Genomic DNA, 17266 nt, shown 5'->3' with positions numbered 1-17266 from the left:
AATGAAACTACCCGGAAAGATAGCCATTATGGGCGGAGGAAGTTGGGCTACCGCCATCGCCAAGATGGTGTTAGCCCAAGCCGAGTCAATCAATTGGTACATGCGGCGCGACGACCGCATTGCCGATTTCAAACGACTCGGCCATAATCCTGCCTACCTGACTGGCGTCAAGTTTGATATCAAACGTATCAACTTCAGTTCCAATATTAATGAAGTAGTGAAAGAGTCGGATACCCTTATCTTCGTGACTCCTTCACCCTACCTGAAGTCGCATCTGAAGAAACTGAAGACCAAAATCAAAGACAAGTTCATCATTACCGCCATCAAAGGTATTGTCCCCGACGACAACCTCATCGTGTCCGAATACTTCACCAAGGAGTATAACGTGCCCGCCGAGAACATTGCCGTACTGGCAGGACCTTGCCATGCCGAAGAAGTGGCTTTGGAACGTCTTTCGTACCTGACCATAGCCTGTCCCGACACAGCCAAAGCCTGCGTCATTGCCCGGCAACTGGCCAACAGTTTCATCAAGACCTCCGTCAGCAACGATGTGGCCGGCATCGAATACAGTTCGGTGCTGAAGAATGTGTACGCCATTGCCGCTGGTATATGCAGCGGACTTAAATATGGCGACAACTTCCAGGCCGTGCTTATGTCGAATGCCGTACAAGAGATGAACCGCTTCCTACAAACAGTATATCCCCTGAACAGAAACGTGTACGACTCCGCCTATTTGGGCGACTTGCTCGTCACCGGCTACTCCAACTTCAGCCGTAACCGTACGTTCGGTACCATGATTGGTAAAGGATATTCCGTCAAAAGCGCCCAGATAGAAATGGAAATGATAGCCGAAGGATATTACGGCACCAAGTGTATCAAGGAAATCAACAGGCACTATCACGTCAATATGCCTATCCTCGATGCCGTCTACAATATCCTGTACGAACGCATTTCGCCAACTATCGAAATCAAGCTGCTGACAGACTCTTTCCGGTAATATGCATACCCGACAGACAGACCATGCACAATGTCTGTAAAGGCTAATAAAGAACCTACGAACTTAAAAATTAGAATATTATGATTAGTTTGAACATTGAAAAAACTTTTGGATTTGTTTCCAAAGAAAGCATTTCCGCTTACGAAGCCCAAGTAAAGGCTGCACAAGAAGCATTGGAAAACGGTACCTGCAAGGGTAACGACTTCCTTGGCTGGCTGCATCTGCCTTCTTCCATCACGCCGGAACACTTGGCCGACCTGAAAGCTACCGCACAAGTTTTGCGCGACAATTGCGAAGTAGTGGTAGTAGCCGGTATTGGCGGAAGCTACCTTGGTGCACGTGCTGTCATCGAGGCCATGTCAAACAGCTTCGCCTGGTTGCAGGAAAAGAAGAACGGCCCCGTTATTCTTTTTGCCGGACACAACATCGGTGAAGATTATCTATACGAACTGACCGAATACCTGAAAGGAAAGAAATTCGGTGTTATCAACATCTCCAAGTCGGGTACTACTACCGAAACGGCTCTTGCTTTCCGCCTGCTGAAGAAGCAATGCGAGGACCAGCTCGGTAAAGAAATGGCTAAGAAAGTAATTGTAGCCATCACCGATGCCAAGAAAGGTGCTGCCCGCGTCACAGCCGACCGCGAAGGTTACAAATCATTCATCATCCCCGACAATGTAGGAGGACGTTTCTCGGTACTGACACCGGTAGGTCTGCTGCCTATCGCCGTTGCCGGATTCGACATCGAAAAACTGGTAGCCGGAGCAGCTGCTATGGAAAAGGCTTGCGGCCTTAATGTTCCGTTTGCTGAGAACCCTGCCGCCTTGTACGCTGCTACCCGCAACGAACTGTACAAGAACGGTAAGAAAATCGAGATACTCGTCAACTTCAACCCCAAACTTCACTACTTCAACGAATGGTGGAAGCAGCTGTACGGTGAATCAGAAGGTAAAGACGGGAAGGGTATATTCCCCGCAGCCGTTGACTTCTCAACCGACCTGCACTCTATGGGACAATGGATTCAGGAAGGCGAACGTACCATCTACGAAACCGTTATCTCTGTTGAAAAGACTCAGCACCAACTGACTGTTCCGACTGACGAAGCCAATCTGGATGGTCTGAACTTCCTTGCCGGCAAACACGTGGACGAAGTCAACAAGATGGCCGAACTCGGCACACAGCTGGCACACGTAGACGGCGGTGTACCCAACATGCGCGTCGTACTTCCGGCTCTCGACGAAGAAAGCATCGGCGGACTGATGTACTTCTTTGAAAAGGCATGCGGTATCAGCGGCATCCTGCTGGGTGTAAATCCGTTCAACCAACCGGGTGTAGAAGCTTACAAGAAGAACATGTTTGCTCTGCTGAACAAGCCTGGTTACGAAGAAGAGTCGAAGGCTATCCGAGCAAGACTGTAAAAGACAGATACTGATAACAGCGCAGGCAAGCGCAGCGAGATGGAAAACACCGTTCCCTGCAAAGCGGAACAGACATCATTTCCCCTCCTGCCTTTGTCTGCGCTGTCTGTTGTTTACCAACTCCTCATTCCGTATAACTTAAAAACTTATTATGTTCGAAAAATCCATATCCGACTATCTACAGAAACACGGCTATCCCCACTTGCAACTGAAAGCCGCCCTGTTCGACATGGACGGTGTACTGTTCAACTCCATGCCCTACCATGCCGACGCGTGGCACAAAGTGATGGAACGCCACGGATTGCACCTCAGTCGCGAAGAAGCCTATCTGCACGAAGGGCGTACCGGTGCCTCGACCATCAACATCGTCTATCAGCGCCAGTTTGGCAAGGACGCCAGCCCCGAACTGATAGAAAGCATCTATGCTGAAAAGAGCAAGGAATTCAACTCGCACCCCGAACCCGAACGGATGCCGGGCGCTTGGGAAACACTGCAGAAGGTCAAGGCGGCAGGTATTACCCCCGTTTTGGTGACAGGTTCCGGACAACACTCGCTGCTGGACCGCCTGACGCACAACTTCCCCGGTATGTTCGACCGTAGCCACATGGTCACAGCTTTCGACGTGAAATACGGTAAACCAAATCCGGAGCCCTACCTCATGGGACTGGAGAAAGCCGGCGTACAGGCCCACGAAGCTATCGTCGTCGAGAATGCTCCCATCGGTGTACAGGCAGGTGTGGCCGCAGGTATCTTCACCATAGCTGTCAATACCGGCCCGCTCGACGGTCAGGTACTGCTCGACGCAGGTGCCAACCTGCTGTTCCCCTCCATGCAGGCACTTTGCGACAACTGGCAAGAACTGCTCGACGCATTGAAGAAGTAAAGCGAAAAAAGGCTATCTTTGCACCACGTTTAAAGGAAACAGCTGACTTACCATCATGATAGACCAGGCAACCATCGACCGGATTATGGACGCGGCACAGATCACCGATGTCGTGTCCGACTTCGTCACCCTGCGCAAACGCGGAGTGAACTATGTCGGCCTGTGTCCTTTCCACGACGATAAGACACCTTCTTTCTACGTATCTCCCTCGAAAGGGCTTTGCAAATGCTTTGCCTGCGGCAAGGGTGGAAACGCCGTTCACTTCATCATGGAGCACGAACAGCTGACCTATCCCGAGGCATTGCGTTACCTGGCCCGGAAGTACGGCATCGAAATCAAGGAACGCGAACTGTCCAACGAAGAAAAACAGGCGCAAAGCGAACGCGAAAGTCTTTTTGTCGTCAACCAGTTTGCACGCGACTATTTCCAGAACATCCTCCACAACCACGTGGACGGACGCAGCATCGGCATGGCCTACTTCCACAGCCGCGGCTTCCGCGACGACATCATCGAGAAGTTCCAGCTGGGTTACTGTACCGATAGCCACGATGCCTTTGCCCAAGAAGCCCTCAAGAAAGGATATAAGAAAGAGTTTCTGGTGAAGACCGGCCTCTGTTACGAGACGGACGACCACCGCCTGCGCGACCGCTTCTGGGGACGCGTCATCTTCCCCGTCCATACGCTGTCGGGCAAAGTGGTAGCCTTCGGCGGACGTGTGCTGGCCGCTGCCACCAAGGGCGTCAAAGTGAAGTACGTCAACTCGCCCGAAAGCGAAATCTATCACAAGAGCAACGAACTCTATGGCATCTACTTCGCCAAGCAGGCCATCGTGAAGCAGGACCGTTGCTTCCTGGTGGAAGGTTATACCGACGTCATCTCCATGCACCAGAGCGGTGTGGAGAATGTGGTAGCTTCGTCGGGTACAGCGCTGACCACACAGCAAATCAAGATGATACACCGCTTCACCAACAACATGACCGTGCTCTACGACGGCGATGCGGCCGGTATCAAAGCCTCCATACGAGGCATCGACATGTTACTCGAAGAGGGCATGAACATCAAAGTGTGCCTCCTGCCCGACGGCGACGACCCCGACTCTTTCGCCCGCAAGCACAACGCTACCGAGTTTCAGGCATTCATCAACGAACACGAAACGGACTTTATCCGCTTCAAAACTAATCTGCTGCTGAAGGATGCCGGACGTGACCCCATCAAACGGGCTGAACTGATCAGCAATCTGGTACAAAGCATTTCGGTAATACCCGAAGCCATCGTGCGCGACGTATACATCAAGGAGTGCGCCCAGCTGCTGCATGTAGAAGACCGCCTGCTGGTGAACGAAGTGGCCAAACGCCGCGAGAAACAGGCCGAACAGCAAGCCGAACGCATCGAGCGCGAACGCCGGGCCGCCGCTGCCAGAGCCAACACACCCGCAGGCAACAGCGCAACCGTGCCCAACAGCGACATGCCACAAACTGCTGCCAACGCACCGACGGATGACATTCCCGCACCTGCCGCCGACAGCCCTACGCAGAAAACGGCTCCTGCTCCCTATTCCCCAACCGACTTCCCGCCCGAAGCCGCCCTACCGGCGGATGCATACGAGTCGTTCATCCCACAGGAAGGCAAGGAAGGACGGGAGTTCTACAAATACGAACGGTTGATTCTGCAAATGGTTGTACGCTACGGCGAACGCGTCATGTGCAACACCACCGACGAAGCTGGCGAAGAAGTTCCGGTCAGCGTCATCGAATACGTAATAAACGACCTGAAAGAAGACGAACTCGCCTTCCACAACCCACTGCACCGGCAGATTATGACAGAAGCCGCCGCCCATCTGCACGACGAAGGTTTCATTGCCGAACGCTATTTCCTGAACCATCCCGACCCGGCCATCAGCAAACTGACTGTCGAGTTGGTCAGCAGCCGATACCAGCTGAGCAAGTACCACTCGAAGAACCAGAAAATTGTCACCGACGAAGAACGCCTCTACGAACTGGTGCCCACGCTGATGATCAACTTCAAGTATGCCATCGTCAGCGAGGAACTGAAGCACATGATGTTTGCCCTACAAGACCCCACCGTGGCCAACGACAACGAAAAGTGCAACTCCATCATGCAGCGCTACAGCGAACTGCGCGAAGTACAGAGCATCATGGCTAAACGATTGGGCGACCGGGTGGTGCTGAGTTTCTAAAACGAACGAACCGATTCGCGTTATACTCCTTCCACCACCCACTTCTCAATGCCACGCGTGGCATTGCTGAAGTTCACACCTATCTTATAAAGTGTCCGCCCATCGGCAGCAAAAGGCAGGGGATATTGCTTTTCATTGATTTGCCGAAGGGCTTCCTCGGCGGAACCTTCCAGCTTAAACTCCATCACATAGATATAGCGGTCGGTCTTGACGACCATATCCACGCGGCCATAAGATGTATGATACTCCGCCTGCGTATAAAAGCCCAGCAGCTTGAAGACAATGAACAGCACGTTCTGGTAGTGAAGCTCCAAGTCGCGTATCAGCTCGTAGGGCGTGTCGGCAAAGAAGCTCTGGAGACGGTGCATGAAGGCGTCGATGTTACCGCTACGCACCTCTTTGACAAAGTTCATTATCTCGAAAGACAAATTGCCCGAAGGAAGAGAAGCATAATTGGGCAACAGGAATTTGGTGAAACCCTCTTCCACTTCCTGATTTGGGAAACCCAATTCATAGGTCCTGAACTCCCTGTCATACCCCTTAATAGTCAGATAACCGCTCTGATAGAGGATGGGAACAGGATTCATGTACATGGTGTCGATGCCCCCCAGCGAATCGGCCGTAGCCATCTCCTCGGTCAGGCGGTGCAAGTCGTACTTGCTGCGCTGGAGCAGTTCTACAAGGAAAGTTGGTGTGCCCGTCTCAAACCAGTAGCTGCCGAACTTCATCTTGGCAAATGTATTAAGCAGGCTAAACGGGTTGTAGATATCCTCGCTATCTTCCACGAAATGGTATCCGTCGTATTGTTCTTTCAACTGCAGTTTAGCTTCGTCCTCCGTGAGATGGTTCTTTTGGGCCAGCATTGCGATGTCTTCCTTGAAATCGCGATGCAGTTCGCGTTCCGTAATGCCGCATATGCTGGCAAACCGGTCGTCGATGGAGATGTCCATCAGATTGTTCAGATCGCTGAACACGCTGACCTTGCTGAACTTTGTCACACCTGTCAGCAGGGCAAAGCGGAGGTATTTGTCACAACTCTTCAGCACACCATAGAAGGCTTTCAGTGTGTTGCGATAGTCGGTGAGCAGGGGTTCGTTGCCGATGGCCTGTAGCATGGGTTTGTCGTACTCGTCCACCAGCACCACCACATTCCGCCCCGTCGCCCGGCAGGCCTTCTCTATAATCCAAGCAAAACGCTCTTCGGGAGCACGATCCTTCTTCTCATCACCATACAGGACTTCCCAGCTCTCCAAATGCTGGTTCAGGATAGCGGTCAGCGAAGCGGCGTCCTCATACTTCCGCGCGTTCAGGTCGAGGTGAAGCACGGGGTACGTCGTCCAGTCCTTCTCCAGCCCTTCCATGGCGAGTCCCTGGAAAAGCTCCTTCTTTCCTAAGAAATAAGCTTCCAACGTAGAGATGAGCAGGCTCTTGCCAAAACGGCGCGGACGGCTCAGGAAGTAATATTTGCCCGTCTTTACCAACTGATAAATCAGAGATGTTTTGTCTATATAACAATAACCGCCCCGACGTATCTCTTCAAAACTCTGTATGCCTACCGGATAAATCTTGCTCATGGTCCTTCAGAATAATAAGTTACGCAAATATACATTTTTCTCGCAAACAACAGTCAGACATCGCAAGAAAAAACCGCCGCTCCCCACCCGTACGAGCGACACTTGCATTACATTTCTGAAACACTTGTGTGGCTCGCGAGCCGTACAAGTGTCGATCACGAGCCGTGCAAGTGTTGCTCAGACGCACGAAAAACGGGGATCATTTTTGCAAACAGACAGCACACAGACTTGTTCCCGAATCCTTTACCTGGCAACCTCCTGCAACTGTTCCTTCAACTTATCCCACTGTTCGGGCGAGGCAGCCGAAGTGAAGCGAATCTTCCCCTGCTTGTCGAAAATGACGTAACGGGGAATGCTCAAGGCACCCTGACGGCCAAAGGTGTCGTACACTTCCTGATGAAAAGCGTTCTGCACGCGAACGTGCTCGCCTTTCAATCCACAATAGGCAGCCATCTTCCGCCACTTCTCATCGTTCTCCGGACGGTCGATGGAGAGATAAAGCAATACCACATCATTGGCTGCGGCATACTCCTGCAACGGACCGATGTGGGCAAATGCCGCACGGCAGGGGCCGCACCATGTAGCCCAGATGTCCATAAAGATAACCTTGCCTTTGTACAGGTCGGTCACATCCTTTATTGTCTGGGCCGAGCTCACGTCGGGGAAGTGGAGGTCGGCCGGAATAGCGGTTTCGTTGAAGGCACGGTTCTTGCCCACGGCACGGCTCACCCACGGCATCCAAGGGCTTTCGGGATGCAGTTTGCAGAACTCGTCGGCCAGCGGAAGCAGCGCCGGGTCGTAACGTTGCTGCCCTTCATCTTCAAGGAAAAGTTGTGCCATAGCAGCCTCTTGCGCCTTGCCTATCAGCCGATGCTCGAAATCGTAAAAGGCCAATTCGACTCCCTTTTCCACCCCTTCGGGCTTCGGCTCGCCTTTGGTGTAGTAGCGGATGCCGGTGTCATAGCTCACCACCGAATAGAAAGCCCTGGAGAAAGGACTGTACGGATGATTGATGGAGCAGAAAGTCGTCATGCTGTCCAGCTCGGCCAGCCATTCCTGTTTCGTAGCTTCGGACGACCGGAAGGTGGTGGCCAGCAACTGATTCTGGAACGCCAGCAGCAACTGCATGCGTATGTCCTGACGGGCTTTGTCACGGAGTTCTTCGTCCACACCTTCCACCTCCTTGTCCAGCGACAGGGCATAGTTCGTCAGCTTGCGGCGTACCGATGCAGCGATGGTATCATCGGCTATTTCCCAACGGTCGCCCTGACGGGTCCGGATGTCGAACACGTCATCGTACAGCTGTGACATCACTTCTGCCACATGAGTTGTTCGTCCTGACCTTCCAGGATAGTCATCGGCTGCTCGGACTGCCCGTCCAGCTGCACCCGGATATTTCCGCCTTTTGTCAGCAACGTACCCAGCTTCTTTTTCCCATACAGAGCGAGGTTGAAACATTCATATTCGCCCCCGGGCAACGTCAGCGCGAAGGTACTGTCGGCCTGTAAGGCCAGTGTATCGTAAGTTTCCGAATTGAACATCCCGCCGACCGAACGGTAACAGATAAGAGTCGCCCCGTCGGCATTGCGCAGGGAACCTGTGATACGGATTTCCTGACGTGTAGTACATGCAGCACACAAGCTGCCCAGACATACTGCCCCGAGGACAGCTCTCCATACATTTCGTTTCATGTGTTTCATTATTGATTAGACTATTAGAAAAAACGGCGGAACATCCACCTGACACAAAGGTAACGTTTTTTATATCAAATACAAAGACTCCAGTTAAACAGAAAAGATTTCCGGAAGCTGTCTACTACGGTAGTTTATAAAACAAAGAAACGGCCGGGTAAATCTGGAAAAGCCAGCAAAGCAGCAGTGCACTGCCTTTGCACTGATACTGCAACGCCTTTGCAGCAACGGTGCAACGCCTTTGCAGTGGCAGTGCATCGCTTTTGCACCGACAGTGCACAGAAGTTGCAACAACACACTACAGGCTTGTTGAAAAAACAAAGTCCATAGTCAGCAACCCTAAAGAAGAGTATTACATTGCTAACTATGGACTTTACGCGCCAGCCCAAGGGAAGCTGGCTATAGAAATACGTCTGCTATAAGTTATAGACAGATCACAGGGAAGTAGAGTGATGCTTGATAAGATTCATGAACTCCTCTCTCGTCTTTGCCTGATTGAAAGCACCGGTGAAATCGGAAGTTGTGGTGATGGCATTCTGTTTCTCTACGCCTCGCATCTGCATGCACATGTGCTTGGCCTCGACCACCACCATTACACCCAGCGGATTGAGCGTCTCCTGAATGCATTCCTTAATCTGCAGCGTCATGCGCTCCTGCACCTGAAGCCGGTGCGAGAAGATGTCTACCACACGGGCAATCTTGCTCAACCCCGTGATGTAGCCGTTAGGAATATAAGCCACGTGCGCTTTGCCATAGAAAGGCAGCATGTGGTGCTCGCACAGGGAGAAGAAATCAATATCCTTCACAATCACCATCTGACTGTATTCTTCCTTGAACTTGGCCGAACGCAACACTTCATGAGGGTCCATCGTATAACCCTTGGTCAGGGTCAGCATGGCCTTGGCCACACGTTCCGGTGTTTTCAGCAATCCTTCACGCTCCACATCTTCACCCAGCAAGGTAAGGATACGCTGGTAGTGTTCCTTCAACTCATCCAATGCAGGAGACTCTATTTCTTCTTTTCCTAACATAGCTTTTTTATATTTGAGACTTTATAATGGTATATTAATCTGTTCTCTCACAATCGAAGCTTCTTTGAAAACACCCGTAGCACGCAGTTTTCGCATCATCGCATCGGCTTCTTCAATGCTGCGGTAATCGCCCGCCCGACACAGCCAGCGGGGCGGATTGAAAGAAGTGTAAACGGCCAGCTCCGGAAAATATTCCTTGATGCGCGAAGCCACCGCATGCGCCTCGTTCTTGGCCTGGCGGGTATTGTTTCCGGCATACACCTGAATGCGATAGCCCGAAGTTTTAATGGTTCTGGTGTCATCGCTTCCGGTAGATACATACTCCGAACCGATCAGAGCCGTGATACGCGCATCCTGATGGACACGCACCTTGCCTTGTCCGGGCACATCGCGCTCCAGACTTTTCACTATGTTGTTCTGCGCCACCGAAAAGGTTACGAAAGCGAAACATACCACTAAAAACAAACCAAGTCTTTTCATATATAATATGTATATCGATATGTGATGATTAAATATTGCATCCTCTCACTTCTTGCCGGCCAGGCAGAAAGCCCCGACAGACATGCGGCTTTTTCAGATACGGACTATACGTCATACATAAACGTTCTTCACTTATAATCCGTGTCCGGACAACGGCCTCGCCCGAAGGCTACAAACCGATTCATGTTTCCGACACACCGCCAGGTTCAGTTCACCGACACTCGGAAAGTGGAAGAAAAGGCAATTGATAACAAGCTAAAACGACTTGTCGGAATGTTGCATCCGCGCCCCGTTGCCCGTTATCAATTGCCCGTTATCAATTATTCATTGAATGCGTCGATGATGCCCTTGAAGTCAGCAGCCTTCAAAGCAGCGCCACCAATCAGACCACCGTCAACATCGGGTTTTGCAAACAATTCCTTGGCATTCGAAGGCTTGCAGCTGCCACCGTAAAGGATAGAGCAGTTGTCAGCGATTTCCTTGCCATACTTCTCGGCTACAGTAGAGCGGATGAAAGCGTGGATTTCTTCAGCTTGCTCCGGAGTAGCAGTCTTGCCTGTACCGATAGCCCATACCGGTTCATAAGCCAGGATAACTTTCGAGAAGTCCTCAGCAGACAGAGAGAATACAGAAGCCAGCTGTGCGGCAACTACTTCGTTCTGCTTGTTAGCCTCACGCTCTTCCAGTACCTCACCGATACAGAAGATAGGAGTCAGACCATTGGCCAAAGCCAGTTTTACTTTCTCTTCCAGGATTTCTACTGTCTCGTGATAGTAAGCACGACGCTCTGAGTGACCCAGAATTACATATTTTGCACCTGTAGAAGCAACCATAGCAGCTGAAACTTCACCGGTATAAGCGCCCGATTCCTTATCAGCGCAGTTTTCTGCACCTACACCAATCTTGGCAGGGTCTACCAACGGAGTAACCGATGCCAGATGAATAAACGGTGTACAGATGATTACATCACAGTTAGGCTTTTCGTTAGCCAGTACTTCATTCAGTTCTTTTGCAAGAGCAATACCCTCCTGAAGGGTTTTGTTCATTTTCCAGTTTCCTGCAACAATGTTTTTTCTCATTTTGTTTATATTTAAAAAGGGTTAATAATTTCTGTTACTTTACTACTGCTCTTCATCACGCTGCGGCTTGCTGCGTTCCGCCTTCTTCTGCAATCTGACCACAAACAGCTGATCGGCTCCAATGACAAAGGCCAATGGAACAATAAACCACAAGAGCACATAGCCCATCGTGTACCAATCGTTTACATATTTCTGACGGCCCAGTTCCAGCTTGTCCAGACTATCGGTCAGCACATATTCATCGGGCAGCTGGCTGTCACTCCACTTGTTCAGAATAGTACCGTCCTTAATCAGCAACAATCCGGGATTGGAACGTATGATAGTCTTCAACGTAATGTCGTCCATCTGGCAGAACGGATATTCGGCACCCGTACGGTCGCACCACAAAGCAATGGCGTCTTCAGGCGAAGAAGTCAGGGCATAAAATCCATATCCGTGTTCTACACTATAATCGTAGATTTCATTAATAAGATCGATATTGCTGTCATCAGCCTCCTCTATGCGATGGGCCACCAACAGGAAAGTATATCCGCGACTGGTCAGTACACTGTCTGTAATATCTGTCCCACTCGTCAGACTCTGCATCGCAAAATCATGAATAGGCGGTTCGTACCCCTTCTCCTTGACAATCGTACGGGTTTCGACAAACGTCCAGGTGCTGTCCGGATAGTTATCCAGCGTAAACTCTTTCCGCTTACCATCTTTCTCCATCACAAACGTCGTTTCGAGTACACTGAGCTTAGCCCCTTCGGGAATCTCCATCCCGGCCTTGATATTCGTTCCTATCTTATAAGGACGGAAATCAAGCAAAGGCAGGTTGCGCAGGCAATAGGCCGACAAAGCAAACACAAAAAGAATGGTATACATGGAGAAAATCCATTCCATTTTCAGGGTAATGAACCTTGTAATCTCCCGCCACTGACGGAATACAGTAACAGCTGCAACCAACAGCACCACATTCTTGCCAAAAGTCTGCCAATTAGTCAATACCAGTGCATCTCCGAAGCAACCACAATCCGACACCGGATCGGCTAAAGCCAGATAGAGCGTCAACGGAGTCATCACAAGCATCAGCAGAAATGCCAGCGTCGAAGAAATCTTCCGCCGAATACCTAAGAAAAGATAAATACCAGCACAGAACTCGATTGCTGCAAGCAATACGGCAAATAGTAACGGCCAATATCCCGGAAACCACGAAATCAGATTGAATGCAGTCAGATAATCCTGAATTTTATAAAACGAACCAAAAGGATCTATCGCTTTTACAAATCCGGAAAAGATGAACACTACAGCCAAAACGAAACGGCAGATGTTCACCCACACTTTCATGATAATATGTTTCTTATCAGTCTCCAAATTCTATCTTTATCAAACCGAATACAGAATAATTAATCATATCCATATAGTTGGCATCCACTCCTTCCGACACCAACGTCTGCCCAGCCAGACTCTCTATCTGTTTGGTACGGTAAATTTTCATCAGAATCAGATCTGTATACGAACTGATACGCATACTACGCCAAGCCTCATCGTAATCGTGATTTTTGGCAAGCATCAGGTCAAGCGACTGCTTGGCATACTTGTCATACAAGGCCAAAGCCTCCTCATTCGATATATTGGCCGACTCGGCATATCCCAGTTCCAGCTGTATCAGGCCTACAATTCCATAATTTACAATGGCAATAAACTCCGAACGGATTCCTTCATCCACCAATGCCACTCCTTTAGTCTCAATACTACGTATGCGATTGGCTTTAATGAATATCTGGTCGGTAACAGAAGAGGGACGGAGAATGCGCCACGCCGGACCGTAATCGTGCAGTTTCTTCGAGAACAACTCACGACATACCGCAATGACATGCTCAAATTGTTGTTTAGTATCTTTCATTTCCTTACTAATAGGCCACAAAGATAGTGATAATTGGAGAGAAATGAAAAGAGGACACTCTAAAATCTATTTAAAGTGCCCTCTTGCTATAAAGATTGTTTACGTTTTTGTTATGAACAACGCAATACCTGACCCGGACGCAAGATTGTTCTACGCGTGATACGGTTCAGCTTGCAAAGTTTATCAATGGAAACACCCTGACGGGCAGCGATTTTAGACAATGTATCTCCTCTTTTAACTTTATAGAACAAACCTTCGCCCGAAGCCATGCTCTTGGCTTTGTCCGAAGATCCTTTCGTCTTCTGGAAAGTATAGGAGTCTGCTACGATATCCTGTTTTTCAAAATCAAACATCAAAGCAGGATTAATAGGAATTCCCAAGAAACGGGTTTCGAAATGAAGATGCGAACCTGTCGAGCGACCTGTATTTCCACCCAAGGCAATCGGTTCACCGGCCTTTACACGCTGATTCACATCGACCAACTGCTTAGACAAGTGGCCATACACTGTCTCCAGACCATTATCATGACGGATCACTACATACTTTCCATAGCCGCGCCGTCCCTGATTCTTCACAATACGAACTTTACCGTCGAAAGCTGCACGGATCGTGTCGCCTACATATACTTTAATATCCAATCCGTAGTGAGCACGACGCCGACGGGGACGATAACCAAACACATCGGTAATGCGGGTGTGCTCGGTAGGCATACAGAAGCCCGTCAAATCAAACGTATATTTTTCAGGTACAATGGCATTTCCGTAAGCCTGTACAAGTTCATTATTCCAATTGGGATAGAGATCAAGCCCCGGATACAAAGCCTGTTCGGCACGTATCTGTTTCTGTAAAGCCAGCGAATCTACACTTTTTAATTTTCTATCAATCGGAGCCTGACGGGCAATAAGGTCTTGAGAAAAAGAATTCAGGCTGACCATAGCCGCCGCGGCTATCAAAACTGTTTTTATTCCTTTAAAACTCATTCTGTCTGTTGTCTTTCATTTTTGATACCCGTGGCAAGTATGTAATTAGAGAATCAGAGGCTTGTTCAACGCGAATATCCAGATTATTTTTAAAAATTTCCCCAAAGATAAAACTTCTCGCTGAAAAAGAGTACCCTTTATTAACTATTTTTTCAAGAGTAACAATCTAAAAACAAAAGTGAACAGGCTCTAACCCCCTATAAATAGGGGGAATAAGGCTAAATATGTTATACAACATAAAAGCGGAAATAAAGTGTATATTTAACCGTTTTTTCAACTAATGGCCGCCCAGTTAACGTTCGTCTTCCGCAAAGCCTTCAATTGTCTCCAGAGTATTTCATTTTCAGGAAGAACTCCGTTCGGATCAGCATCTACGATTTTTTGTGCCACTTCGCGCACATATTGCAGCAACTGACCGTCACGGGCTATATCGGCTATCTTCAGATCGAAGGCAATGCCGCTTTGCTGCGTTCCCTCCAGATCGCCCGGTCCACGCAGTTTCAGGTCGGCTTCGGCTATCTCAAAGCCATCATTGGTCCGCACCATAATCTCCAACCGTTTGCGGGTATCTTCTGCCAACTTGTAACCGGTCACCAAAATACAATAAGACTGGTCGGCTCCACGCCCTACGCGTCCGCGCAACTGGTGAAGCTGGGACAAGCCGAAACGTTCGGCATTTTCAATAATCATCACCGATGCATTAGGCACATTCACCCCTACCTCGATCACAGTGGTAGCCACCATAATCTGTGCCTCACCCGACACAAAGAGTTGCATTTCCCGGTCTTTTTCGGCCGGCTTCATCTTGCCGTGCACCTTGCATACCTTACAGTCAGGGAATGCTTCACATACATGCAGATATCCTTCCTCCAGATTCTTCAGGTCTATCTTCTCACTCTCCTTTATCAGCGGATAGACAATGTACACCTGACGTCCTTCCTCAATCTGCTTCCGCACCGAACGATACAGACTCTCACGCCGATTGTCGAACTGATGAATCGTAGCGATCGGTTTCCGTCCCGGCGGTAATTCGTCAATCACCGACACGTCCAGATCGCCATACAGCGTCATGGCCAATGTACGCGGAATAGGGGTAGCCGTCATTACCAGCACATGAGGGGGCTGCGCACTCTTTGTCCACAGTCTGGCCCGTTGGGCAACACCAAAACGATGCTGTTCGTCGATGACCACAAAGCCCAACGAAGCAAAGTTCACCGTATCTTCGATAACGGCATGTGTACCTATCAGAATCTGTACCTCGCCGCTGAGCAGCCCTGCCAGAATCGCTTCCCGGCGCTTTCCCTTCACCGAACCGGTGAGCAGTTCCACCCGTACATCCATACCATGCAGAAACTCCCGGATTGTATCGTAATGCTGATTGGCCAGAATTTCGGTAGGCGCCATCATACATGCCTGATAACCGTTGTCAAGTGCAATAAGCATACTCATCAGCGCCACAAGCGTCTTTCCGCTACCCACATCGCCCTGCAACAGACGGTTCATCTGCCTGCCCATCCCCATGTCGCGACGGATTTCCTTCAACACCCGCTTTTGGGCATTGGTCAGTTCGAAAGGAAGATTTTTGGAATAAAACGTATTGAATATATCGCCTATTTTACTGAACACATATCCCCGATACTTGCGTTGCCTGTCGCGTGCATAACGCAAAATGTTGAGCTGTACATAGAACAGTTCTTCAAACTTCAACCGGTATTGCGCCTTACGCAGCAGTTCGGCACTGGTCGGGAAGTGTATATTTACCAGCGCTTCGGTCAACGGCATCAGATGATGTTCGCGCAGTATGGCCGGCGACAGCGTCTCGGGCAGAGGATCAGAAAGCAGTTTCACCACCGTAGCCATCATTTTCTCGATAGCATGGGAGTTAAGCGAACTGCGCTTCATTTTCTCCGTCGTATTATAATAAGGACGCAGTCCCATCGTTTCAAGTTTCAGATCGGCCACAGCATCCACATCGGGATGAGCTATGTTGATGCGTCCGTTGAAAACCGTAGGCTTTCCAAAGACGATGTATTCCTGACGGATCTTATATTTTCCTATAATATATTTCACCCCCTGAAACCAGACCAGGTCCACCACTCCCGTTCCGTCGGAGAAATGAGCCACCAGTCTTCGGTTGCGTCCTTCGCCCACATCCTCGAAACTCAGGATCTCACCCTTCAGCTGTATGTAAGGCATGTTGCCATCCAGCTCGTATATACTGTATATACGGCTCCGGTCTACATATTTATAAGGGAAATAATACAATAAGTCGTGCAAGGAATATATACCCAGCTCCTTGTTGAGCACAGCAGCCCGCTGGGGTCCCACGCCCGACAGATATTTTATGTCACGCGAAGCTAAATCGAACATAACAAAGCTTCGGCAATCTTCAAGTCAAAAGGAGTCGTTATCTTGATATTCTCGCGGTTACCTTCTGTCAGCCAGACAGGCTCTCCCAAAGCCTCTACTACAGAAGCATCGTCGGTAAAGTCGGACGTATAAGGCTGACGATAAGCCCGCAGCAGCAATTCTGCGTCAAACACCTGAGGAGTCTGCACCAGCCGATACTCGTCACGGGGCACTGTCTCGCTTCTTCCTCCCTGACACAGGTGACGGACAGTCTCTACCACATTGACCACCGGAACAACCGCTTTCTTTTCAGCAGCCTGTTCGTAACAGCGGGCAATCACCTCTTGCGACACAAACGGACGAACTCCGTCGTGCACACCGACCAGACCAGACGTGTTTACCCTTTCCAGCGCATTCTTTACAGAATGAAAACGGGTTTCTCCGCCATCGGCCACTTCGTGAGGCACAGTAAAATGGTGCTCCCGGCACAGTTGTGCCCAATACGCCTGTTGGCTGACCGGAAGCACCAATATAATCCGCATTTCCCGATCGTAGTCATAGAAAGCCTGCAGCGTGTGCATCAGCACAGGCTTTCCTCCTATCGGAAGAAATTGCTTGGGCAACTCGCTGCCCATGCGCAATCCTTTTCCACCGGCTACAATCAGAGCGTATTTCACAGATAAAATGTATTAACGGATG

Annotated in this window: 15 protein-coding genes; 4 read left to right on the top strand and 11 right to left on the bottom strand. The window is 49.8% G+C overall.

Annotation, left to right across the window (positions count from 1 at the left end):
- Position 1 precedes the first annotated feature (1 nt).
- The 4 genes from BQ5591_RS05950 to dnaG all read left to right on the top strand — a co-directional run bounded on the left by BQ5591_RS05950 (position 2) and on the right by dnaG (position 5495).
- Positions 2-997, top strand: coding sequence for an NAD(P)H-dependent glycerol-3-phosphate dehydrogenase (locus tag BQ5591_RS05950; protein WP_022163241.1), 996 nt, complete (start codon positions 2-4; stop codon positions 995-997).
- A gap of 80 nt (positions 998-1077) precedes the next feature.
- Complete coding sequence (locus tag BQ5591_RS05945; protein ID WP_071148749.1) at positions 1078-2415, top strand: glucose-6-phosphate isomerase; 1338 nt, start codon at positions 1078-1080, stop codon at positions 2413-2415.
- A gap of 151 nt (positions 2416-2566) precedes the next feature.
- Positions 2567-3298: an inorganic diphosphatase gene (locus BQ5591_RS05940; RefSeq protein WP_022163243.1), complete on the top strand. Its 732-nt coding sequence runs from the start codon at positions 2567-2569 to the stop codon at positions 3296-3298.
- Between the two features lie 55 nt (positions 3299-3353).
- On the top strand, positions 3354-5495 hold the full coding sequence (gene dnaG / locus BQ5591_RS05935; protein ID WP_071148748.1) for a DNA primase: 2142 nt from the start codon (positions 3354-3356) through the stop codon (positions 5493-5495).
- A gap of 20 nt (positions 5496-5515) precedes the next feature.
- Here dnaG and BQ5591_RS05930 read toward each other — a convergent pair whose 3' ends face one another.
- The 11 genes from BQ5591_RS05930 to BQ5591_RS05885 all read right to left on the bottom strand — a co-directional run bounded on the left by BQ5591_RS05930 (position 5516) and on the right by BQ5591_RS05885 (position 17244).
- The gene (locus BQ5591_RS05930; protein ID WP_071148747.1) at positions 5516-7069 is read right to left on the bottom strand and encodes an ATP-binding protein; all 1554 of its coding nucleotides are present in this window, start codon (positions 7067-7069) and stop codon (positions 5516-5518) included.
- Between the two features lie 243 nt (positions 7070-7312).
- A complete protein-coding gene (locus tag BQ5591_RS05925) occupies positions 7313-8392 on the bottom strand; it encodes a TlpA family protein disulfide reductase (RefSeq protein WP_235817047.1) in 1080 nt (359 codons plus the stop codon).
- On the bottom strand, positions 8380-8760 hold the full coding sequence (locus tag BQ5591_RS21760) for a hypothetical protein (RefSeq protein WP_235817046.1): 381 nt from the start codon (positions 8758-8760) through the stop codon (positions 8380-8382). The genes BQ5591_RS05925 and BQ5591_RS21760 overlap by 13 nt, the downstream gene beginning before the upstream one ends.
- A 434-nt stretch (positions 8761-9194) precedes the next feature.
- On the bottom strand, positions 9195-9791 hold the full coding sequence (gene folE / locus BQ5591_RS05920) for a GTP cyclohydrolase I FolE (RefSeq protein ID WP_022163248.1): 597 nt from the start codon (positions 9789-9791) through the stop codon (positions 9195-9197).
- 21 nt (positions 9792-9812) lie between these two features.
- Positions 9813-10271: an SPOR domain-containing protein gene (locus BQ5591_RS05915; RefSeq protein ID WP_071148746.1), complete on the bottom strand. Its 459-nt coding sequence runs from the start codon at positions 10269-10271 to the stop codon at positions 9813-9815.
- A 320-nt stretch (positions 10272-10591) separates the two neighbouring features.
- Positions 10592-11350 (bottom strand): triose-phosphate isomerase, encoded by a 759-nt coding sequence (tpiA, locus tag BQ5591_RS05910; protein ID WP_022163250.1) that lies wholly within the window; start codon positions 11348-11350, stop codon positions 10592-10594.
- Positions 11351-11392: 42 nt separating this feature from the next.
- Complete coding sequence (locus BQ5591_RS05905) at positions 11393-12706, bottom strand: BT_3928 family protein (RefSeq protein ID WP_071148745.1); 1314 nt, start codon at positions 12704-12706, stop codon at positions 11393-11395.
- Positions 12696-13238 (bottom strand): DUF1599 domain-containing protein, encoded by a 543-nt coding sequence (locus BQ5591_RS05900; RefSeq protein ID WP_071148744.1) that lies wholly within the window; start codon positions 13236-13238, stop codon positions 12696-12698. Before BQ5591_RS05900 ends, BQ5591_RS05905 begins: the two co-directional genes overlap by 11 nt.
- A 110-nt stretch (positions 13239-13348) precedes the next feature.
- The gene (locus BQ5591_RS05895; protein ID WP_022163253.1) at positions 13349-14218 is read right to left on the bottom strand and encodes a M23 family metallopeptidase; all 870 of its coding nucleotides are present in this window, start codon (positions 14216-14218) and stop codon (positions 13349-13351) included.
- Between the two features lie 273 nt (positions 14219-14491).
- Positions 14492-16588, bottom strand: a complete 2097-nt coding sequence (gene recG, locus BQ5591_RS05890; RefSeq protein ID WP_022163254.1) for an ATP-dependent DNA helicase RecG — start codon at positions 16586-16588, stop codon at positions 14492-14494.
- Entirely contained in the window at positions 16576-17244 is a 669-nt protein-coding gene (locus BQ5591_RS05885) for a 2-C-methyl-D-erythritol 4-phosphate cytidylyltransferase (RefSeq protein ID WP_083380888.1), read from the bottom strand. Before BQ5591_RS05885 ends, recG begins: the two co-directional genes overlap by 13 nt.
- Between the last annotated feature and the right edge of the window lie 22 nt (positions 17245-17266).

Source organism: Bacteroides ndongoniae (assembly GCF_900108345.1).
GTDB lineage: Bacteria > Bacteroidota > Bacteroidia > Bacteroidales > Bacteroidaceae > Bacteroides > Bacteroides ndongoniae.
Note: the sequence above shows the minus strand (reverse complement) of the source record. Positions and strands in the feature narration are given on the sequence as shown.